The organism is Pseudomonas nunensis (assembly GCF_024296925.1).
GTDB lineage: Bacteria > Pseudomonadota > Gammaproteobacteria > Pseudomonadales > Pseudomonadaceae > Aquipseudomonas > Aquipseudomonas nunensis.
Window position 1 is genome coordinate 5,977,476 of record NZ_CP101125.1, and the last position, 21,883, is coordinate 5,999,358.

The window sequence follows — 21,883 nt, forward strand, 5'->3', positions numbered from 1 at the left end:
GAAAGGGACAGCGCTCTCGTGCCCTTTCTGCTTGAAGCAAAACGCCTTGCCGGGCTTAGATGCCCAGGCAGAGGTATTTGATTTCCAGGTAATCTTCGATGCCGTACTTGGAGCCTTCACGGCCCAGGCCCGACGCCTTGATGCCGCCGAACGGCGCGACTTCGTTGGAGATCAACCCGGTGTTGACGCCGACCATGCCGTATTCCAGGGCTTCAGCCACACGGAACACACGGCCCAGGTCACGGGCATAGAAGTACGAAGCCAGGCCGAACTCGGTGTCGTTGGACATCGCGATCACTTCGGCTTCGTCTTTGAAACGGAACAGCGGCGCCAGTGGGCCGAAAGTTTCTTCCTTGGCCACGGCTGCATTTTTCGGCACGTTGGTCAGGATGGTCGGCTCGAAGAAGTTGCCTTCCATCACCTTGCCACCGGCCAGAACGGTTGCGCCTTTGCTGATCGCGTCAGCAATGTGCTCTTGAACCTTGGCCACGGCTTTTTCGTCGATCAGCGGGCCAGTGGTGGTGCCTTCTTCCAGACCGTTGCCGATCTTGAGTTTGGCCACAGCCACTTTCAGCTTCTCGGCGAACGCGTCGTAGACCGAATCCTGAATGTACAGACGATTGGCGCAGACACAGGTCTGGCCGTTGTTGCGGTACTTGGAAATGATCGCGCCTTCGACGGCCTTATCCAGGTCCGCATCGTCGAACACGATGAACGGCGCGTTGCCGCCCAGTTCCAGGGAAACCTTTTTGATGTCCTTGGCGCATTCGGCCATCAGCTGACGACCGATTTCGGTCGAGCCAGTGAAGGACAATTTACGCACGATCGGGTTGCTGGTCAGCTCGCTGCCGATGTCGCCGGCGCTGCCGGAAACAACGCTGAACACACCGTTCGGGATGCCGGCGCGCTGGGCCAGTTCAGCCAGAGCGAATGCCGAGAATGGAGTTTGCGAAGCAGGCTTGAGCACCATGGTGCAACCGGCGGCCAATGCTGGACCCGCCTTACGGGTGATCATCGCGGCCGGGAAGTTCCACGGGGTGATCGCTGCGGTCACGCCGATTGGCTGCTTGATCACGATCAGGCGCTTGTCCGGCTGGTGACCCGGAATCACATCACCATAGACGCGCTTGGCTTCCTCGGCGAACCACTCGATAAAGGAAGCGGCGTAAACGATTTCGCCCTTGGCTTCGGCCAATGGCTTGCCTTGCTCGAGGGTCATCAGGCGAGCGAGGTCGTCCTGGTTCTCGATGATCAGCTCGAACCAGCGACGCAGCTTGTTCGCGCGGTCCTTGGCGGTCAGTGCACGCCAGGCCGGCAGCGCTTTGTCAGCGGCTTCGATTGCACGGCGGGTTTCGGCAGCGCCCATCTTCGGCACGGTGCCCAGAATTTCGCCCGTTGCCGGGTTGTTGACCTTGATCGTCTGACCGTTGTCCGCATCGACCCAAGCGCCATCGATAAAGGCTTGCTGGCGGAACAACTGGGTGTCTTTAAGCTGCATGTCGGCTTTCCTTAACAGCACCGCGACCAGCGCGGAGCGAATTATGATTGTAGAAAGGCGCCTCGAAGGCTGCCGTCAGGGAAATCATTCACCGGGCTGAAGCACATAAATAGCGCACTGATTGAAACTCGTGCGGTTCAGCACCCAGACAAGAGCGTTTGAAATCTCGAACGAATCCTAGGATCAATGCTGGAAAAGGACAATAGGCCGTTCGAAAAAAAGAACGAAAACGGCGCATTTGCCTATTTTTTCTGATCAACGTAGCAAACGGCTGTTACAGCTTGGAAAAACACAGGCTATTCAGCAGCATGGACGCCCGCAACGCATATGAGTATCATGGCGCCCGCTTGCACCAGTAGCTCAGCTGGATAGAGTACTGCCCTCCGAAGGCAGTGGTCGTGGGTTCGAATCCCGCCTGGTGCACCATATAGAAGAAACGAGAAAGCCTCAGGCCCGTAGGGTCTGGGGCTTTTTTTGTGGGTGCTCGATATCTCAGAACGAAACAGATGCTGGGACATTCAGTTGTTCGGTTTAGCCGAATAACTGAACCCGATAAAAAACCGCCGAAGCGGTTTTTTTGTCATTCAGTCGTCCAATCAAACTCGTCATATTCCTCATCGTCCTCGTCCCCCTCCTCAAACACCTCATCCTCAACAGTGTCTTCCTCAGGGGCGACTCCTTCCTGCTTGTTCAGCAGAAATTCCTTACGACTCTCGGCAATGGCCCGTCTCAACTCCTCCCCTTTATCAGGGCAGTTGAACATTTGGGCGATGCGATCGATTTTTTTCGCCACGGCTTCCTCCAACGCATCGGCTATGCCCCGATAGTGCGCGCTTTCGGGGGTTGTTGCCAAATTGGTGGAGGGTCTTTGGCTCAGTTTTTCTTCAAGGCCTTGAGTCGGGCGGTGAGGTTTTCGTTAGGGAACCGCTTGTGCAAGGTCTTCAACAGTTCATCGGCGGCCTGGGTTTGACCGGTTTTTTGCAGGCGAATCACTTCGTGCAATTGATCATCCAGCGTTTTCACTGGAGCAGCCGCGCGTTTGCTGACTTTTGCTTCATCAGCCATTTCCGCGTTGACCGATTCGCTCTGAGCGGGCGCGGCGAAATCGGCCATTGGCGCTGCGGGTGCTGGTGCGGATATCGCACCGGCGGGGGCGGACAATGAACGTGCAATCGGTGCCGGGGCTTCTTTTTTGGCAGCAAAGGATGACGTTTTGGGCGCGGGGGCGGAGTCGAACTGCGGCTCTTGTTCCGGCGTGCGTTGCACCAGCGCCAACATCAGCGCCACGCCAACCAGGCTGGCAAACGCAACCTGCCAACGGGGTTTCTGGCAAGCCTGAACCCAACGCTGCCATAGGCTCGGTTTACGCTCAGGTGTTTCCCGGTGTGCAGCGGCCAGGATGAAGGCGTCGAGATGCGCCGGTGGGCCATCGTGGCTGTGTTCACGATAGTGTTTCAACACTTCGTCTTCTTTTGTAGAACGGGCGTCAGTCATGTCAGTACCTCCTCGGCCAGCAGCCGACGCAGTTTTTGCTGGGCGTAGCGCAAGCGGCTTTTGACGGTTTCCAGCGGTGTTTCGGTGAGGGTGGCGATTTGTGGCAGGTCGAGGTCGCCGTGGGCGCGTAGCAGGAAGACTTCGCGTTGATCGGCGGGCAGGGTTTGCAGGGCGGTTTCGAGGCGCTGGGTGTCGCGGCTCAGGCTCAGCAGTTGCTCGGGGTCGGCGGCGTTGTCGATCACGGCGTGGGCCTGTTCGTCGTAGCTGTCGTGCAAGGGGTTGTGGATGCCATGTTTGCGCCAGTGGTCGATCAGTCGGTTGCGGGCAATCTGGTAAAGCCAGGTACGAAAATTCGCCCGGCCTTGTGGCTGACTGGTGCTGCGGATCAGGCTCAGCCAGGTCTCCTGATAAACCTCTTCGGCGAGTTCGGCTTTGCCACTGAGGCCGAGCAGGAATCGATAAAGGCCCTGGCGATGGCGGGCGTACAAGATCTCGAACGCCGGCCCGTCGCCCGAGCGATAACGCGCCAGCAGCGATTCGTCGCTGCTGGCGTCGGTGCTCAATTCAGGAGCAGTCATATCAGCGATGATCCCTTTCACTCGATGCGGTTGGCATTGGACACCTGATTCGATGCCGTGGAAAGCCGCAGGCTCTGGGCCAATTCGACCAACTGCACAAACTCCGCGCGCAGGCCGAAGCGGTCTTCACCCCGGGCGCCACGGGCCAGGGCTTCGGTGTCTTTCAGGCTGAAACTGCCGGTGTAGCGGCCGTCCTTCAACTGCTGGGAAAACGCTGCCACCGCCGCGGCAAAGCGCAGGTCATCACTGGCAGGCGCTGAACTCAAACCGATCGGCCGCTCAATCAGACGACTATTCCCACCTTCCGGCAGTTGGTATCGCACACGCAGCATCGCCATTTCCCCGGATTTACCGGAAGAGACTGACGAAGAATCACCATACCGCAACGGCTCCAACCAACCCTTCTCGCCCTTCGGCACAATTTCATACAACGCCGTCACCGTATGCCCTGCACCGATTTCCCCGGCATCGACTTTGTCGTTGTTGAAATCCTCACGCTTCAACGCGCGATTTTCATACCCCAACAACCGATATTCACTGACCTGCGCCGGGTTGAATTCCACTTGCAGCTTCACGTTCTTCGCCACCACATCGAGGGTCGAGCCGAGTTGATCCACCAGCACCTTGCGCGCTTCACGCAGGTTGTCGATGTAGGCGTAGTTACCGTCGCCGGCGTCGGCCAGTTGTTCCATCAGGTGTTCATTGTAGTTATCCACACCAAAACCCAGGGTGGTCAGGGAAATGCCGGTCTTGCGTTTATCCACAGCCATTTGCTTGAGGCTGTCGAAGTCGCTGATGCCGACGTTGAAGTCACCGTCGGTGGCCAGCAGGATGCGGTTGATGCCTTTGGGGATAAATGCCTGTTGCGCCATCTGATAGGCGAGTTCGATGCCTGATGCTCCAGCGGTTGAGCCACCGGCAGTCAATTGGTCGATGGCTGTACGAATCTTCGCTTTTTCCCGTCCGGAAGTCGGCTCCAGTACCACACGGGATTCTCCGGCGTAGACCACCAGTGACACCCGATCCTGTTCACGCAATTGATCGACCAATAGCTTCAACGTGCTTTTGACCAAGGGCAGCCCCTCCCGGCGGTCCATCGAACCGGACACGTCCACCAGAAACACCAAATTCGCCGGAGCCAATGACGCCACCGCACGATCCGAGGCCTTGATGCCGATGCGCAGCAAGCGGGTATGCGGGTTCCACGGCGACGGCGCCAGTTCGGTGGTCACGCCGAACGGCGAGCCATCGGTGGGCAAGGCGTAATCGTAGGGAAAGTAATTGACCATCTCCTCCAGCCGCACCGCACCTTCGGGTGGCAAACGCCCTTGATTCAGCAAACGGCGGACGTTGGCATAGGCGCCGGTATCGACATCGGCACTGAAGGTCGAAACCGGCGCTTCGGCCACGCTGTGGATCGGGTTGTCCGCCAGCGCCTGATATTGCTCGCGCTGCTCATCCCGATAACCGGGCGGAGCAGCTTCAGACATCGGCGCAAAACTGGCCATCGGCGCCGCCCGTACACTGCGCTTTGCCATCACGGCATCCGCCATCACCGCTTCAGGCGACACCACGGCTTCAGTTTTCAACTCACCTTGAGCCGGTGCCGGTGAAGATGACGACGGCGCCACAACAGCGGAATCAGGCTTGGACGAAACACCGCAACCCGCAACGGCCAGCAGCAGCCCAATGGCGAAACCATGGGCGGCCGGGCGGAGAAAATGCAGAGGGAGGGACATGGGGGCTGACCTCAGGAGGAAATTGATCCATTCATCCTCTGAGACGGACAGCCCGCCAGGTTCGGGTTAAACCGCTGTGAAATAAATCTTCAGCGGTGATAACGCCGCACCACGCTGCTGTTGCGCAGCACGTGATCTTTGATCTTTTCCAGCAATTGCGCGCGGGTCAGGCCGGCCGGCAAGGCGTCCGGTGCCAGGTCCAGGGCGTAAATCTGGATGATGTAGTGGTGCGCGCTGTCGCCGACTGGTGGGCAAGGACCGACATAAGTCGTGGTGCCTTTGACGTTGGTGCCGCCGACGCCTTCGAGGGCGGATTTTGCACCGACACCCGCCGGGATCTGGTGGGTGGTTGCCTTGATGCCGTAATGCACCCAGTGATCGACGCCCTGGCCTTTCGCGCCGTCGGGGTCATGCATGACGATGGCGTAGCTGAGGGTGCCTGCCGGGCCGGCGTTCCAGTTCAGGGCTGGGGACTGGTTGTGTCCGCCGCAATTGGGCGCATCGCTGGCAGCCGCCGAAGTAAACAGTCGATCATCCGTGACACCGGGGATATTAAGGGTGAAACGCTCCTGGGCCTGCACGGGCAATTGCACGCAAAGGGCGACTGCAACGGCCGCCAGCCAAGGGTTCAGAGAGGTCAATCGGGTCATTACCGGAGCACCTTGTGCGGGTTGGGCCGTCGTCGGCTGGCAGACTATAGCCGGACCGTTCGCGCGGTGGCAGTGGCAATTGAGCTGAACCTCGGGATAAGGGCCAAACTCAATAGAGAAACACCTGCCTGGAGAGCGCTCATGGCACTGCACCGCGTTGCCCGTTTCGCCGATGTGCCGGAAAACCGGGGCCTTGAGGTCCGGATCGACGACACCAAGATTCTCCTGCTGCGGGTCGGTGATCAACTGCGCGCCTTTCAGGGCGAATGTCCCCACGCGGGGGCGCCGCTGGCCGAGGGCGCGCTGTGTCACGGCCGGCTGATCTGTCCGTGGCACAAAGCTGCTTTCCGAATCGAAGACGGCGCGCTGTGTGAGCCGCCATCGTTGGACAGTCTCAAACGCTACCCGCTGGAAATGCGCGAAGACGAAGTCTGGGTCGACGATCAGCCCATGTCCGACCCGCACACGCCGCCAGCGGACGATGAACGCACCTTTGTGATCGTCGGCGCCGGAGCCGCAGGCACAGCAGCGGCGGCTGCGTTGCGTGAGAAAGGCTTCGGCGGTCGCATCCAACTGATCGACCGCGAGGCTGACGCCGGCTACGACCGCACCGTACTGAGCAAATTCGTGATCGCCGGGGAAATGCCGCCGGAAGAAGTCCCACCGCTGCGCGACGAGGAGTTTTATCGCAAACAACGCATAGAACGCATCCACGGCGAAGTCGCGAGCCTCAACGCGCAAGACAAAACCTTAACACTGGCCGACGGACAAACCCTGAGCTACGACGCGGCGTTGCTGGCGACTGGCGGCATTCCCAAACCTCTGGAATTACCCGGTGCCGACCTGCCGCAAGTGTTCCTGCTGCGCTCGAAAGATCAGGCGCAGCGCATTATCGACGCGGCCAAACCCGGCCAGCGGGCAGTCATCATCGGTGACAGTTTTATTGCCTTGGAATCGGCTTCATCCCTGCGCACTTATGGGTTGGACGTGACCGTACTCGCCCGCCACGCCGTCCCCTTCGCCGCCCAATTTGGCGAGGCCGTCGGCAAGGCGATACGCGCCCTGCATGAGGCACATGGCGTGGTCTTTCACACCGAGGGTGAAGCTGCGTCCATCGAGGGAACCGGCAAAGTCGAGGCGGTGCTTCTGGATAACGGGCAACGCTTACCGGCGGATCTGGTGCTGGTCGGCATCGGCGTGAGCCCGGCCACTGCGGTGTTTTCCGACCTGCCCAAGGAAAAAGACCAATCACTGAAAGTCGACGGCGGGATGCGTCTGGCCCAAGGCCTGTGGGCGGTCGGCGATATCGCCACCTTCCCGCTCAACGGTCAGCCGCAACGGATCGAGCACTGGCGTCTGGCGCAGCAACAGGCGCGGATCGCGGCGACCAACATGCTCGGCGGCGACGAGCATTATCTCGACGTGCCGTATTTCTGGACCTGGCACTTCGGCAAAAACTACGACTACCTGGGCCATGCCGAGAGCTGGGATGAAGTCGAATTCAAGGGTGATCCAGACCATCCACCGTTTATTGGCCTGTTCGGCAAACACGGGGTGGTGGTGGCTGCGGTGGCCTGTGAAGAAGAGCGGGCGATGGCGATGCTGGCCGAGCGGATGAAACAGCCACTGCCGGTGGATGAGGCGTGGCGGCTGGTTCGGGATTTGAATTGACGCTGAATTCTGTAGGAGCGAGGCTTGCCCGCGAAGGCGATCTTGCGGGCGCCTTCGCGGGCAAGCCTCGCTCCTACAGGGATTTGTGCCGAGTTTAGAGATGGATCACCGGTTCGCGATTGTCGTCATCTTCCGCCGGCAATCGAATCACCAACGGATGCTCCAGCGGTGCCAGCCGCGTCACTGGCGGCGCCGGATCAATCGGAAAGTAGTGCGTGACCACATGGCTCACATCGCCATCCTGGTTGTTGTGAATCGTCATCGAGCCCGGCGTGCGCAATTTCTCCAACCGATCACCGCTCAGCTTGAAGCTCTTGCTCAACCCGTGATCATCCACCACCGGTGCCGGCAAACGACGCTGGGCGAAGCTTTTGCTTTTACGATGTTGATAACGCGCCCAGGAAATCAGGATCACCGCGTTCAACACCGCCACCCACAAATAAATCTGCAAGGTGCCGAGTGCGTCGAACACCGACGCATCGATGCGTGGCCCGTCGTGGGTATCGATCAGCGGCCACAACCCGCGCACCAACAGATAGAGCAGGCCGATCCAGGCCAGCACCGTGAAGCAGGCATCGATCACGACCAGAAAGGGCCGCTGCCGGGTTCTGATAATTTTCATTTGATGACCTCTTCCTCTTCATCATGCAGCGGTTTGATACCCCGGTCAGGGCTGACCCAACGCGCGCGTTTCTGATGTTGGCCGAACAGCACTTTGGGGAAGCTGACCAGCGTGGTAAGCAGACTGATGAGCCAGAACATCAAGGGATACCAGACGACCCAGAACATGGTCTTGCCCAGGCCTTTTTCATAACGCCGGTCGATCAAGATACTGACCGCAAATTGCACCAGGCAGACCATCGCCAGCAGCAACCCGGTAAACGCCGGTGGCAGCAAATGGTCCACAGCAATTGCAGAAGGCATTTCGATGAATTTGCCCACGGCCCAGAAGATCACCGACAGCAGGAAAGTGAAGGCCCAACCGGTGGACAGGCAGTATTCGAACAGCAGCGGCCACAGGTAGCGGTGGCGGTACTGCCAGATGCCGCGAATGTTCTTGAACAGCACTTCGGCGCCGCCCTGGGCCCAGCGCAGACGCTGCTTCCACAGGCCGCCGAGGGTTTCCGGCATCAGAATCCAGCACAGGGCGCGGGGCTCGTAGAAGATGCTCCAGTGATCCAGTTGCAGCTTCCAACTGATGTCGATGTCTTCGGTAATCATGTCCGGGCTCCAGAAGCCGACCCGATTCAGCGCCGTGCGCCGGAACGCGACGATCACCCCGGAGACGGTAAAGATCCGTCCGAACACCCGTTGCGTACGCTTGATCAAACCAATGATCGACGAGAACTCGCCGACCTGCACCCGTCCCACCAGCGTCGAACGGGTGCGAATACGCGGGTTGCCGGTCACCGCACCGAGGCGTGCGTTATCGAGCATTGGCGCGACCAGATACGCCGCCGTGTTCGGCGCCAACAGCGCGTCACCGTCGATGCACACCAGATATTCGCTATGCGCCGCAATGGCCCCCATGCGCAGGGCCACGGCTTTGCCCTGGTTTTCCGCCAGGTGCAGCACCCGCAGGCGGGGATCTTGTGTCGCCAACGCGTCGAGCACGGCGGCGGTGTTGTCCTTGGAGCCGTCGTTGATCGCGATCACTTCGATGTTCGGGTAATGCTGGGCCAGCGCCGCGTGAATGGTGTCGGCGGCGTTGTCGCCTTCGTTGTAGCAAGGGATCAGGATCGAAATCAGCGGCTCGCCGGCCAATGGCGGCGGCAACGTGTCGTCCTTCCACGGCCAGTGGCGTTCCCAGTGCAGCCAGAAATACAGGCCACCGGCGATCCACAGCCCGGACATGAACAGGGGATAAAAGAACACGAAGTCCATCAGGAATTGCCCGGTGACCAGGAAGATCAGCCCCAGGGGTATCCCGAGGACGATCGCCAGTACCAGCAGGGCCAAAAGTCTATCCAGCATGTTATGGATTCCACTTGTTGGAGAGCGCGGGCCGTATGGTTTTCAGGTCCGGCTGGTTCTCGAGGAAATTGTCCGGGTAGTAGCCGAAACTGGTGGCGCCCTGACGCTTGAGGCGGCCCATCCAGTCGCTCAGCTGCGCGCCGTCGATGTCGGAATCGGTTTGTTTCGTCCAGTCCTTGGCCTGCAATTCGAACACCGTGCGATTGAGCGCACCGGGACGCGCCTTAACCGTGGCCACCAGCGCTTCGAGCCATGGCCCGGATTGCGCGTGGCTTTGTTTTTCCATCAGCGGCATGGCCATCGGCGCCGTCCAGTTGTAGGCGCCAAGGAAGTCGTCGAGGTTCTGCGCAAACCAGGCTTCGCTCTGGGGATTGAGCATCGGCTCGGCGAAGATATTGCGCGCGGTCAGCACCTGCGGACCGCGAATGGCGCGGACCTTGGCGGTGAGTTCGTTAGTGAAATCGATCAGGTAACGGCTCTTGAACCGCGTCCAGCGTTGCAACGTGGCCGGATCTTCGCCCAGCGCCGCAATCGAACCCGGCAAGCCATTGGCCGCGTATACCTTGAGGGCTTCGGGGCTGGCGTCTTCGAAGTCCGAGAGCACCGCGTCATCGTGATAGAGAATCCCGTCCACCGAGGTCAGGCGTGCGACGTCTTCGTAGATTTCCCCAATGATCCGTCGCACATTCGGGTCGAAGGGCGACAGGCGTTTGTACTGGTCCGGATCAACCGACGTGGTGCCGGTTTTCGGGTCCCAACGCGTGACACGCGGCAGCTTGGAATCCAGGGCAAAACTCAGCACCGGCATCCAGGCGAAGACTTGGACGTGAGCGCGAGTACGCAGCTGCCAGGCCACGCGGTCGAAGATGTCGGCGCGCACCGGCAAATGGCGGTTCGGGAAGTACAACGAATGCACCAGGCCATCGCCTTTCGGGTCGGCGAAGGCTTGCAGGAACACCGTGTTGGCGCCCATATCGGCCATGCGCTGGATCAGTTTGCCGAGGTTGATTTCCTGCTGGGCCGGGTCGGCGTCGTAGACGTTATCCAGGTCCACATGCACCACACGCATCGGCGATTCGGCCTGCACCGAAACGATGCTGTTAGCGAAGTGCTCGCCGTCCGGGTCCGAAGCCACCAGAAAGCGCGGGCTGCTCATCAGGTTGTCGAGGGCATCGAGGCCGTCGTCCAGGGTCAGGGCCATTTTGTAGCCCTGCTCGCTGACCACTTGCAGCGAAGTACCGTCCGCCGCGCCGTACGGCCAGACCCAGATGCGCGGCTTGTAACCGGTGACTTTGCGGATTTTCTCGGTGATGGTCGCGACGTCGCTGCGCATCCGCGCCTGGAATTCGGCCTCGGTTTCGTAGCGACCGTTGACCGCGTCATAGCGACGAGTCGCAGCCGCCGGTTGCAGATTGCCTTGAGGGTTGGCCAACACGCCCTTGTGGCTGGCATCGGTGTGCGCGGCGATTTCTACCAGACCGGATGTCGAAATTTCGCGGATCTGATCCCAGGTCAAGAAGTCCGAACGCTGGCGCGGTGTGCCGGCGAAATCCACCGGTTGGTTCAGCGGCGTATCGATCCACACCCCGACCGGCGCCAGCAAGGCGTGCCAGTTATAGGCGCGCAACACCGGCAGCACGCGGGTATAGAAGCTTGAATAGCCGTCGTCGAAACTCAGCAGGATCGCCTTGGGCGGCAGCTCTGGACCGCCATTACGCGCGGCGATGATCTGGTCGACGGTGACCGGTTTGTAGTTGTTCTCCCTTAACCAGGCGAGCTGCTCGATCATGCGCTCGGTGCGCACCGCCACAACAGCCTGGTCCGGGTCGCGGTCTTCGACGTCGTGGTAAGCGATGCCGAGTACATGGTTTTTCGGCCACGGCTTTTCGCTGGCCGGCAACGTGCGCTCGGACGGCGGCGTGAACGCCGGGGCTTGCTGGGCGCAGGCGCTGACCAGCAGCGCTCCCAGCAAAAGGATGAAACGCGAGATAAATGGCATCTTCAAACTCTTCTAGAAGCGGTAAGTGAGGTCGACGAGCAGGCGCAGATCGGTTTCGCGGTCGCCGTCATAGGGCCGGTTGATCACAGTCAACAAGCCGCCCACCTCGAAGACGTCATTCCAGCTGTAGCGCTGGCCGTAACCCAGCAAGCCAATGCCGCCGGTGCCGTGATCGCGCTGGCTATACGTGCCCGCGCCGGCCTGGAATTGCTGGCTCCAGGAGGTTTCGTAGCGGCGATAAAGCACGTGGTTGACGTTGACTGTCGGCAGCACGCTGAAGTCGGATTTTGGGTTGAAGTACGGCACGTCCTCGGACGCGGAGTTGTGGCTGGTGCCGACTTCCAGGCCGAGATCGACTTGCACTTTCGGCGCGGTGTAGACGCCCTCGCGTCCGGTAAGCAAGGCTTCGACGCGGTTGTTGCCGTCGCTGAAGTGCGACGGGCTGACCGCGAGTTTCCACTCGCGGCTTTCATTGGCGCGCCAGCGAATGAAACCGCTGCCGCCGTTGGCCGTGACATCGCTGTTCAATGCGCGCAGCGGTGTGTCGGCCGAGAGGTAAGCGAGGCTGCCGCCGTACTGCCAGTGATCGTCGATGTCCCGGGCAATCGCCAGGCGTGCGCCCTGTTTGTTGCCGTAACCGAAGTTGTGATTGGAGACTTCCGCTTCCAGGGTCATGTCGCGAGTGCGGCGCTCAACGCCAAGTCGTTGCGTGCGATCACGCCCGGTACCTTCCTGGAAATCACCGGTGGCGTAACCGACACCGGCAAAAACGCGCCAGTCTTCGTCGATGGGCGGGCTGTAGAGCACGGTTTCGATGCCGAAGTCCTTGCTGCCGGACACCGCACCGGCGCCGCTGTCGCCACCGCCATTACTTTTGCCGCCATAGCTCTGCACCCGCAGCTCGGCCATGTCATGCACCTCGCGCTGGCGCTGCAAACGCTGGACCTGACGGTTGTCCGGAAAACGCGCGGCCACATCGTCGGTCAGCGCGTCCATCTGCCGCCACTCCTGCAAATCCATGGCGGTGTGGGCTTGAGCGACTTCAAGGCCCACGTCTCGCGGGACCATGCTCTCGGTTTCCTTGAGCTGCAATTCCGCGCGACGTGGCCAGTCCCGGGCCAGGTACAAATCGGCCTGGGCCAGGCGCAAACCGATATTGCCCGGCGCCTGATCGACCAAGGTTTGCAAACGCTGCTCACCGGACGGCAGATCGGCGCCGTAAGTCCCGGCCTGGGCGGCGAGTTGTTGTGCGTCCATCCATTCATCGTTGGGATTGCCCACCGGCAAGCCCTTGAGTTCGACTCGTGGCTTCTGGGTTTTTGCCAGATCCTCGGCGACTGTGCGCGCTTCGTCAGCCTTGTCGCTTTCGAGCAGCGCGTAATAGAGCGCGGTGCTGTCTTCGAGGCGATCACCGACGTCAGCGTCTGGCGCGACCAGCACTTTGCGATAGAGATCAGTGGCGATTTCTGGCTTACGCTGGTCCAGGTAGGACGACGCCACCCAACGCAGGGCGTAGGTCGGAATCTGCACCCCTTCGCCATTGAGTTTCTGGTATTCGCTGATCACATCAGCGGTGCGCGCACGAGCCTTGAGCGCGCCCATGCGGTCGATGCGCCAACGGGTGACGTCGTCGTGGGCGGCCGGGTCCGGGGTCCAGGTGGCGAGCAATTTGTCGTAATCGGCCAACGCTCGGTCGGCGATCACATAACGTTCTTTTTCGCTGCGGGTCGCCAGCTCCGCCAGACGCACGCGCTCGGCGGCGAGGTCGCCTTCGATGCGCCGCAATTGCACCGGATCGATCAGCCCCGGCCGTTGCTGAGCCAAGCGCAAGGCCGGTTCCGGCAGGCGCGCACGTTGCAGGGCAAACACGTATTCACGGGCGACTTCCGGTTTGCTGCCGGCGCGGATGAAGGCCTGATCGTATTCGAACAGGGCGTCGTAGTTATTCCCGGCACGGGTCAAGGCATAGGCCAGGGCCAATCGCCGGGACGGATCCTCGGGTTTAGCAGCCACCAAGGCTCTGGTGCGGGTCACGGCTTCGTCGGGTTTGCCGGCGTCAGCCTGAGTCATGGCCAAACCGAGTTGCAGGTCCGGGTTTTGTGGCTCCAGCGCCAGCGCCTTGTTGTAGAGCCCGGTTGCCGAGTCCCAGCGCTTGAGGTTGCGATAGGCGCGGGCGGTGGCGGTCAAGGCCTGAACCGGCAGCACGCGGTTGCGGCCTTGGGTTTCATAGACCTGCACCACTTCGGCGTCCAGGCCGGCCCAACTGGCGATCTGCAAATGATCGCTGACCTGGCTGGTGGTGGCCTGGTTCACCGGCACCTGGCGCAGTACGGTCAGCGCTGGCGCGTAATTGCCCGCACGGGCATCGCGGACCATCTGGTCATAAGGCGTGTCGGCGAACGCCAGCGCCGGCCAGAGCAACTGGCTGCACAGCGCAACGCGAAACAACGGGCGTAAGCCACGATGAATAAAGGGACCTGCAAAACGCGGCATTCGTCAGCATCCTTACACGGCCAGCCGGGTCGCAATGCTCCCCTTGCCCATTCGTAAAAGCCGGGTCGACAGGACTCGGCTAACTTGTCGGGGCGCAGTCTTGCACGCGAGTTTGGTCAGCTATTCAGAACGCAATATTTATTCAGATTCGTGACATCACTTGGCCCTGTTCAAATCCCGGACAGCAAAACGCCCGGCGTCTGAGGCCGGGCGTCGCTGTGTAACCCTTGGTTTTACTGGACTTGCCCAGCGCCGCCGAGTTTGCCCATGACGAAGCCGACAAACTGCTCGACGGTCATTTTCTGGCCGTTGAATTCCACCTGATTGTTGGCGTAATGCAGTTTTGTGACGACGTCTGAGCCTTCCAGTTTGGCCAGTTGCGTGCCCACGGCCATGCTGCTGAACATGTCGCTGGTGGCGGTTGCCTGATCGACGATGGTCTTGGCGTCGGTCTGGCCATCCGCTTGCGCCTGAATGCTGAGCAGGTCAACCAGCATTGGCTTGGACACTTTGATGTTGATGTCCAGCAACGCGATCAACTGGCGGACCAATTGGTCTGGCGGCAGGTCCATGGAGGCCGGTTTAGTCAGGTCCAGCACCAGGTTGGCGCGGCTTTCACCGTTGGCCGAGTTGAACGACAGATTCTCCAGAGCGAACTGCGGACCGGCGGCCAACAGTTTTTCCAGACCAGCCTTCACTTGCTTCTCTTCTTCTGGCGTCAGGTTCAGCTCGGGGGCTGGCTCACCGGCGGCAGCGGCTTTGGCGGCGGCTTGCTCGTACGGCTGCAACTTGGTCTGGTAAATCTCCATCAACGACATGGTCGACGGGATGTCGAGGTTCTTCAGGCTCATGGCCATCTGAGCAGAACCAACGGTTTTACCGTTGAACGACACTTCGCCAATCTTGTAATCCGCACGCCCGGAAGCGCTGGTGCCGGATTCTTCGGTCTGGTTCTTCATTTCGAATTTGTTGACGCCCACGACCGACTGCTTGGGACCGAAAGTGGTCTTGCTGCTGGTCAGCTCGACGGTGTTTTCGCCGGTGTAGTAGCCGTAAGTGCTTTTGACCAGGTTGCTGGCCACGGTCAGGCCGTTCATCTCGACGGTGACCGGCGCCTGATCTTCCGACACGGTGGTCAGCTTGAGGCTGTCCATGTAGCCGTCTGCCTTGACCTTCTTGGCCTCGGCGCTGGCGGCGATGTCCATGTTCAAACCGGAAAACTTCAGGCTGGACTTGTCATCCAGTGCCACTTCCAGCGGCAGCAATTCGAAAGTGCCGTTGGTGGAGTTGTCATAGCCGATGTTGACCACGCCTTTGACCGGCGACTGGCCGTTGGCGGCAGCGAACCATTTTTCCGTGGTCGAAGTCTTTTCCAGCTCGAAGTGGTTGGTGGCCATAACCGGCAACCATTTCAACGAAGCCAGGCGCGAGAACGGCAGCGGGCCGTGTTCGACGCGATCGACGAAGAGCAATTCGACCGGTGCTTCACCGAACATCTCGCCTTCGCCCTTCAGGCGATAGTGAGCGGTGCTGCTGAACACGCCACGCTCCAGGGACACCAGTTCCAGGGACGCCGTGCCGTTTGAACCGACCAGCGCGGCTTGCAGTTCTTTGTTGGCGTCGGCGACGGAGGCGTTGAGCACGCCTTCCAGTTTAGTGCCGGTGTACCAGGCACCGCCGGCGCTGATTGCACCGATGGCAACGACAATTCCGAGAAGCACGCCTGCTGATTTATTCATGAATTACCCGATCAATGTCCGTTGTTGAAAATGTGGTCGTCTTCCCTGAACCCATGACGGGCCGTGGTCACGACTGCGCAAAAGTGCGATGGAGATTAGCATTTGCGGGGCGAGAGGGCTTAATGATTAAAGGTTAAAGAGTGTCTATGGACAGGTTACGAGGGTTGAGAGTTTCAGCGACCATAAAATCGCCTTCGCGGGCAAGCCTCGCTCCTACAGAGGATCGCATCCGTCCTGTAGGAGCGAGGCTTGCCCGCGAAGGCGTCATTCCAGCCACCATCGAATCAGGAATACTGCATTTCAATCTCATCCAGCTGATGATCAAAGCTTTTGAGCCGCGCCGTCCACGTATAGACCAGCACTTCAAAATCCCGATTGATCACCGCCCCGCCCGTCACTTCCGCGCGCGGGTCGCAGAAGTCCAGTTGATAGCGCTCGCGGGCCATGGCGTTGGCGACATCGGAGAGTTCGCGGGCGTTGTTGAGCCAGTGCCAGCCTTCTTCGGTGACTTGCTTGTCGAGGGCCAGGCATTGGGTCTTCAAGGCTTCGAGGCTTTTTTCCAGCGGCGTGCCGGTGAGTTCGCCCATGACTTCCTGGAACGTGCGCCCCGGTTGCCAGTAGCTGCCCCAGAAGTAGCGATCAAACACCGTTTCGACCCGACGCAGCGCAACCTTGGTGTCCCAGATCAGCACCAGCGTCTTGCCTTGCTCGAGGTGTCTTCTTTTGATGCGCGTGCCCTGGACTGAAGCCCAGGCGACCACGACGATGGACATCACGGCAATCAGTGCCGCCGCGCTGTCGAGGAACACCAGCGCCTTGTCGATCTGGTGGGCGAGCATGATGCCGTAGAAATAGGTGGCCGACAGCAACACTAATGCCGCAATAGCGCACCAGAAGCCGGGAGCATAAGGGTTTTTCATTATTAGAGTCCCCATGACCAACGCGAGCCTTGATTGACGGGATCGTCACGCGATCCCGTCAAGTCAAAGCATAGCAACGGCCTCAGGGTTTGCCGGGCTGTGACGCTTGCGTTCGTCCGCTTTCCCAACCGCCGCCGAGGGCGAGGAACAAATCGATCTGGCTCATCGCGACCTGAGTGTTGGCCGACGCCAGTTGCGCCGTGACATCGGTGTAGGTGCGGGTGGCTTGCAGGTCCGCCAGGAACGACGCGCGGCCAGCCTGGAAGAAGCGGTGAGTCTGGTCCGCCGCCAGTTGCGCCGACTGCTCGGCATCGGCCAGGGCATCGCGGCGTTGCAGCAGCGCGGAGTACTGGGCCAGACCGGTTTGCGTCTCGCGGATCGCGTTGAGCACCACGCCGTCAAAGTGCGCCAGCGCGCCTTGGGTCGAGGCTTCGGCCTCACGGATTCGCGCGCGGGAGCCGTTGGACGGTACGGTCCAGCTCAACAATGGGCCGAAGCCCCAGCGATTGGTCTGCGGTTTGCCGAGGTTTTCCAGGGTGCCGACGGTGCCGATGGACGCGCCGATGCTGATGTCCGGGTACAACTCACCAGTAGCGATGCCGATACCGGCGGTCGCGGCGGCCAAACGGCGCTCGGCCTGACGTACATCCGGGCGACGCTTGAGCAGCGTGGCGCCGTCACCGACCGGCAACAATTGCGCAATCTTCGGCAGTTCGGCGCAACTGGCGGTACCGGCCGGCAGTTGATCCAGCGGTTTGGCCAGCAGCATCGACAAGCGGAACAACCCGGCCTGACGTGACGCCTCATAACGCGGCATGTCGGCGCGCAAGGATTTGAATTGGGTTTGCGAGCGGGTGACCTGAGTTTCATCGCCACGCCCGGCATCGCGCAGACGCTGGGTCAACGTCGTGCTCTGGGCTTGCAGATCGAGGGAATGCTGAGCGATTTCCTGCTCTTCATTGGCCGCGCAGACTTGGGTGTAAGCCCGAACTACATCGGCCACCAGGGTGATGCGCGCCGTGTCCGCCGCCGCTTGGGTCGCATCGGCGTTGGCCTTGGCCGCCTCGATGCCGCGCTGCAAGGTGCCGAATAGGTCGAATTGATAAGACGTGGTGATGCCGATGTCGCCGACGTTGGCCACTGGTACTTTCTCAGGCAACAGGAAGGCTTCGCCGGATTCCTGCAAACGCTGGGCGCCCATCTTCACGCCGCCGCTCCAGCCGCCAGCAGCCTGGGCTTCATCGACCTGCGCCCGGGCCCGGGACAGGTTCGCCGCCGCCACGCGCAAATCGGTGTTAGAGGCCATAGCCTGCTCCACCAACTGATCGAGACGCGGGTCTTGATACAAGCGCCACCAATCACTGGGCACCGGCGCCGAGACCACATCTTTGTCGTTCGTTGCGAGGTTGCCCTGCAAGTCTTCACGGTGCACGGCGGCTTCGTCCGGCAAGTGATAATCCGGCCCGACCACCTGACACGCCGACAGCAACAGGCCTAACCCGGCCACCGCCAAAGCCGAGGCTTTGCTCATTTCGCGGGCTCCTCGGTTTTATCGTCGATGATCGACACCGTCGCAGTGCGACCGGCAATCATGCGGAAATCCGCTGGCACGTCGTCAAAGGCGATCCGCACCGGAATCCGCTGGGCCAGCCGCACCCAACTGAACGCCGGGTTGACGTTGGGCAACAGGTTGCTGCCGCTGCTGCGGTCGCGGTCTTCGATGCCGGCGACGATGCTTTCCACATGCCCGCGCAAGCGAGCGCGGCCGCCGATCACGCGGATATCCACACCTTGGCCGACGTGAATGCCGTCGAGTTTGGTTTCTTCGAAATAGCCGTCGATGTGGAACGAATTGCTGTCCACCACCGACAACACGGGCCGCCCGGCGGTGACGAATTCCTGGGCGCGGGGCGCACGGTCGTTGATGTAGCCGTCCACCGGGCTGCGGATGGTCGAGCGATCGAGGTTGAGCTGGGCGCTGTCCACCGTCACCAGCGCTTCAGACAGCGCCGATTGCGCACGGGCAACTTTCGACAGGCTTTCTTCAAGCTGTTCGCCCGGCACCAGATTGCCGAGGCCACGGTTACGCTTGGCCTCGCGCTGGGCCTGGGCCAGGGTTTCTTCACGATCGGCTACGGCGGCTTTCGCCTGGCGCAGGGCCAGTTTGAAACGGTCCTGGTCGATGCTGAACAGCACCTGGCCGCGCTGCACCAACTGGTTGTCGCGCACCTGCACTTGCTGGATCAGGCCGGACACATCCGGGGCGATCTGCACGATGTCGGCACGGATGTGCCCGTCCCGGGTCCAGGGCGCGAACATGTAATACATCACCATGCGCCAGACCACGACAACGGCGAAGCTCACGATCAGCAAGGTCAGCAGGACGCGACCAATGGTCAAAAAAGGTTTTTTCATGTCATCAGGTATCGACTGAGTGAGTCCACGGCGCCGAGCAGCAAAGCGTAGAGAGCCACGTTGAACAATGCCCGGTGCCAGACCAGACGGTAAAAGTGCAGGCGCGTGAGCACCCCGTGCACCAACAGGTAAAACAGGTAGGTAATGCCCATCAGCACCAGCAGCGTGGGCAGGAATACACCGCTGATATCCAGATCACCGATCATAAAGGCGCTCCATCGATGCCATGGGGAAGCGGTTCTTCGAGTGCGCTGGTGCCGACGAATTCAACACCGGGCAACAAGGCCAGGCGCAACCCGCTCAACGCGTGCAGCAAATGTAGCCGGGCGCCGTCGTCGCACTCGGTGTTGAGGGCGCGACGAGTGCGGTCGAGGGTCATCAACAACGGACTCGGCGCCGGCAAACGCTCACCGGCCTTGAGGCACGCCTTGAAGTACTCACCGACTTCCGCCACCACTTGCTGCAGCAACACTTGCGGCACGCCGAGCACTCGCGGGGTGTAGGCCAGCAGGTCGAGCAGGTTCAGCGCCACGCGCACTTCGCGCAGGGCGACGCCAGTGTCCTGGCCGATCAAGCCCAGACGCGGCAAGTGCTGCATCAGGCGATCAAGCATCTGCACACCCAACTTGCGATGTTCAGATAACGTCGCCGGTTCGGTAAGGCTGACGATGTCGCGCCAACTGAAACGGGTCAGGCGCTTGGCCGCCAGTTCCGCGCCGAACGGTCGCGCAATCAGCGTCCAGACAAACGCGAACAGCAAGCCAATCGGCCCGGCCAGGTTGGAGTTGGCGAAGCTGAGGAAATCTGCGTCGTAGGCACCCTGGATACTGATGAAGGACGAGGTATTCACCAGCGTCAGCAGCATGCCCAGGTAAAACTGCGGCTTGACCGTCAGGGTGCCGATGCAGATAAACGGCACGGCAAACGCCAGCACCAGCATCGGGAAGTCATGCAGGTTGGGCAGGACCAGAAACAGGTAAAGACTGGCGAACAACACCGACATCGCCGTCCAGAAAAAGAACCGGAAAATCTGCGGCGCCGGGTCGTCCATCGAGGCGAAGAAGCTGCACGCCACCGCTGCCAGAATCACCGCGCTGCCGCCATCGGTCCAGCCGAGCAGAATCCAGAGCACCGAGGCGACAATGATCGCGCTGACCGTGGACATCGCCGAGTAAAACATCAGGCCACGGTCGAGAAACGGCGTCAGCCGACCGAGGCGCCAGTGGCGATACACCGCGCGCCAGTTGTCCTGGCTTTCGCACTGGATGGCGTATTGCAGGCTGCGGCAGTCTTGCCACAAATCGATCCACTCGCCGAGGCGATACAACGCGTTGGAGAACAGTAATTGCTTGCGATCCTCCAGCGCCTCGGAACTCGGTTGCAGCGCTTCGAGCTGGTCTTTCAGCGCCTGCCAACGCTCGAGGTCGGCGTCTTTGTGCTCAAGCCATTCGGTGGTCGCGGCCAGCAGTGGCGCGAACTTATCCACAAGCTCAGGCGTGCGCCGTTCCAGAGCGTAGAGCGCATCATCGAGGGCATCGATCACCGGCAGCAGGTGGATCATCCGCCCGCGCAATTCCTTGGTATTACGCACCGTTTGCGGCCGCGCGCCTTCGTGGGGCAACTGGCCGATCATCAGCTCCAGGCTATTGAACGTCGTGACCATCGCCGAACGCAGGGCGCTGACTTCCTCTGGCTGCACGTTACGACTGAGGAACCGCAGGCTGTAGGTCGAGGCATCGGCGAACCATTTATTCACCGAGTCGTTGAACACCGGCGCCAGACGTCGAGGCCAGAACATCGCACCGACCACCGCCGCCACGGCGATGCCGAGAAAAATTTCTTCGGTGCGCGCTTCGGCGATGTCCCACACCGCCAGCGGGTTATCCAGCACTGGCAGGGCGATCAGCGGCAAGGTGTAACCGGCGAGCATCAAGGCGTAACTGTTGGCGGTGCGCAGATGCAGGGACAGGAACAGCAAGGTCCCGGTCCACAACGCGATGATCACCACCAGCACCCACGGGCTCTGGACAAACATCGGCACAAAAAACACCGCCGCCGCCGCGCCCATGAACGTACCGACCGCGCGGTACAGCGCCTTGGAGCTGGTCGGGCCGACAAACGGGCTGGAAACGATATACACCGTGGCCATCGCCCAATACGGACGCGGCATTTGCATCAGCATGGCGATGTACAGCGCGGTCATCGACGCAGCGAAAGTACGCACGCCGTAGAACCAGTCCCGCGCCGGGGGAACGCCTGTCCAGAAACCGCTCAAGACTGGATCACCGACGGATAACTCGCGGCTTCAAACGCCCGTAGCACACGCAGTGCCGCTTCAAGATCGCCCTGGTCGATGCCTTCCAGCACTTCGTGGCGCAGACGCACCAACTCGACCTCGACGGCTTGCACCAGCTCCCGACCGGTGTCGGTCAGGCTCAGGCACTTGGCGCGGCGGTCGTGAGCATCTTCCGTCCGGCGCACATAGCCGGAGTTGCACAACTGATCGAGCAAACGCACCAGCGACGGACTCTCCATCCCCGCCGCCTGCGCCACCGTCACCTGCCGCACACCCTCCCCCAAACGCCCGATCATCAACAACGGGACGGCGCAGGCTTCGGAGATTCCATAATTGACCAGCGTGGTCTGGCAGATCTTCCGCCAATGCCTGGCGGCCACCACCATGGCACTGCTGATGTTCATCTGGAGAGCGTCG

18 protein-coding genes and 1 tRNA gene are annotated in these 21,883 nt (G+C 60.8%); 2 read left to right on the top strand and 17 right to left on the bottom strand.

The window, feature by feature from the left end; translation table 11 throughout:
- Positions 1–55 precede the first annotated feature (55 nt).
- On the bottom strand, positions 56–1,498 hold the full coding sequence (gene gabD / locus NK667_RS26300) for an NADP-dependent succinate-semialdehyde dehydrogenase (protein ID WP_054050229.1): 1,443 nt from the start codon (positions 1,496–1,498) through the stop codon (positions 56–58).
- A 349-nt stretch (positions 1,499–1,847) separates the two neighbouring features.
- Between gabD and NK667_RS26305 the strand changes: the two genes are divergently transcribed.
- A tRNA-Arg gene (locus tag NK667_RS26305) sits at positions 1,848–1,924 on the top strand.
- A 154-nt stretch (positions 1,925–2,078) separates the two neighbouring features.
- Here NK667_RS26305 and NK667_RS26310 read toward each other — a convergent pair.
- The 5 genes from NK667_RS26310 to NK667_RS26330 all read right to left on the bottom strand — a co-directional run bounded on the left by NK667_RS26310 (position 2,079) and on the right by NK667_RS26330 (position 5,959).
- The gene (locus tag NK667_RS26310; RefSeq protein WP_083471387.1) at positions 2,079–2,351 is read right to left on the bottom strand and encodes a hypothetical protein; all 273 of its coding nucleotides are present in this window, start codon (positions 2,349–2,351) and stop codon (positions 2,079–2,081) included.
- Between the two features lie 20 nt (positions 2,352–2,371).
- Positions 2,372–2,992, bottom strand: coding sequence for a hypothetical protein (locus tag NK667_RS26315; protein ID WP_054616581.1), 621 nt, complete (start codon positions 2,990–2,992; stop codon positions 2,372–2,374).
- Positions 2,989–3,570, bottom strand: a complete 582-nt coding sequence (locus NK667_RS26320) for an RNA polymerase sigma factor (RefSeq protein ID WP_054616582.1) — start codon at positions 3,568–3,570, stop codon at positions 2,989–2,991. The genes NK667_RS26315 and NK667_RS26320 overlap by 4 nt, the downstream gene beginning before the upstream one ends.
- A 17-nt stretch (positions 3,571–3,587) precedes the next feature.
- Positions 3,588–5,309 carry a vWA domain-containing protein gene (locus NK667_RS26325; protein WP_054616583.1) on the bottom strand — a complete coding sequence of 574 codons (1,722 nt, stop codon included), beginning with the start codon at positions 5,307–5,309 and terminating at the stop codon, positions 3,588–3,590.
- An 89-nt stretch (positions 5,310–5,398) separates the two neighbouring features.
- Complete coding sequence (locus NK667_RS26330) at positions 5,399–5,959, bottom strand: YbhB/YbcL family Raf kinase inhibitor-like protein (protein WP_054050253.1); 561 nt, start codon at positions 5,957–5,959, stop codon at positions 5,399–5,401.
- 141 nt (positions 5,960–6,100) lie between these two features.
- On the opposite strand from NK667_RS26330, the gene NK667_RS26335 reads away from it, so the two are divergent.
- Positions 6,101–7,630 (top strand): FAD-dependent oxidoreductase, encoded by a 1,530-nt coding sequence (locus NK667_RS26335; RefSeq protein WP_054616584.1) that lies wholly within the window; start codon positions 6,101–6,103, stop codon positions 7,628–7,630.
- 94 nt (positions 7,631–7,724) lie between these two features.
- On the opposite strand, the gene pgaD is transcribed toward NK667_RS26335, so the two are convergent.
- From pgaD to NK667_RS26390, 11 genes are all read right to left on the bottom strand, one after another.
- A complete protein-coding gene (pgaD, locus tag NK667_RS26340) occupies positions 7,725–8,252 on the bottom strand; it encodes a poly-beta-1,6-N-acetyl-D-glucosamine biosynthesis protein PgaD (protein WP_054616585.1) in 528 nt (175 codons plus the stop codon).
- Positions 8,249–9,604 carry a poly-beta-1,6-N-acetyl-D-glucosamine synthase gene (gene pgaC, locus NK667_RS26345; RefSeq protein ID WP_054616586.1) on the bottom strand — a complete coding sequence of 452 codons (1,356 nt, stop codon included), beginning with the start codon at positions 9,602–9,604 and terminating at the stop codon, positions 8,249–8,251. The genes pgaD and pgaC overlap by 4 nt, the downstream gene beginning before the upstream one ends.
- 1 nt (position 9,605) lies before the next feature.
- The gene (pgaB, locus tag NK667_RS26350) at positions 9,606–11,603 is read right to left on the bottom strand and encodes a poly-beta-1,6-N-acetyl-D-glucosamine N-deacetylase PgaB (protein ID WP_054616587.1); all 1,998 of its coding nucleotides are present in this window, start codon (positions 11,601–11,603) and stop codon (positions 9,606–9,608) included.
- A 12-nt stretch (positions 11,604–11,615) separates the two neighbouring features.
- Positions 11,616–14,096: a poly-beta-1,6 N-acetyl-D-glucosamine export porin PgaA gene (gene pgaA / locus NK667_RS26355; protein WP_054616588.1), complete on the bottom strand. Its 2,481-nt coding sequence runs from the start codon at positions 14,094–14,096 to the stop codon at positions 11,616–11,618.
- Positions 14,097–14,329: 233 nt separating this feature from the next.
- Positions 14,330–15,835 carry a YdgA family protein gene (locus NK667_RS26360; RefSeq protein ID WP_054616589.1) on the bottom strand — a complete coding sequence of 502 codons (1,506 nt, stop codon included), beginning with the start codon at positions 15,833–15,835 and terminating at the stop codon, positions 14,330–14,332.
- Positions 15,836–16,119: 284 nt separating this feature from the next.
- Complete coding sequence (locus tag NK667_RS26365) at positions 16,120–16,755, bottom strand: hypothetical protein (protein WP_054050265.1); 636 nt, start codon at positions 16,753–16,755, stop codon at positions 16,120–16,122.
- Between the two features lie 82 nt (positions 16,756–16,837).
- Positions 16,838–18,286 (bottom strand): efflux transporter outer membrane subunit, encoded by a 1,449-nt coding sequence (locus NK667_RS26370; RefSeq protein WP_054616590.1) that lies wholly within the window; start codon positions 18,284–18,286, stop codon positions 16,838–16,840.
- The gene (locus tag NK667_RS26375; RefSeq protein ID WP_054616591.1) at positions 18,283–19,170 is read right to left on the bottom strand and encodes an efflux RND transporter periplasmic adaptor subunit; all 888 of its coding nucleotides are present in this window, start codon (positions 19,168–19,170) and stop codon (positions 18,283–18,285) included. Before NK667_RS26375 ends, NK667_RS26370 begins: the two co-directional genes overlap by 4 nt.
- A complete protein-coding gene (locus tag NK667_RS26380; RefSeq protein WP_054050271.1) occupies positions 19,167–19,376 on the bottom strand; it encodes a DUF1656 domain-containing protein in 210 nt (69 codons plus the stop codon). Before NK667_RS26380 ends, NK667_RS26375 begins: the two co-directional genes overlap by 4 nt.
- Positions 19,373–21,445: an FUSC family protein gene (locus NK667_RS26385; RefSeq protein WP_054616592.1), complete on the bottom strand. Its 2,073-nt coding sequence runs from the start codon at positions 21,443–21,445 to the stop codon at positions 19,373–19,375. The genes NK667_RS26380 and NK667_RS26385 overlap by 4 nt, the downstream gene beginning before the upstream one ends.
- On the bottom strand, positions 21,442–21,870 hold the full coding sequence (locus NK667_RS26390; RefSeq protein ID WP_054616593.1) for a MarR family winged helix-turn-helix transcriptional regulator: 429 nt from the start codon (positions 21,868–21,870) through the stop codon (positions 21,442–21,444). Before NK667_RS26390 ends, NK667_RS26385 begins: the two co-directional genes overlap by 4 nt.
- Positions 21,871–21,883 lie beyond the last annotated feature (13 nt).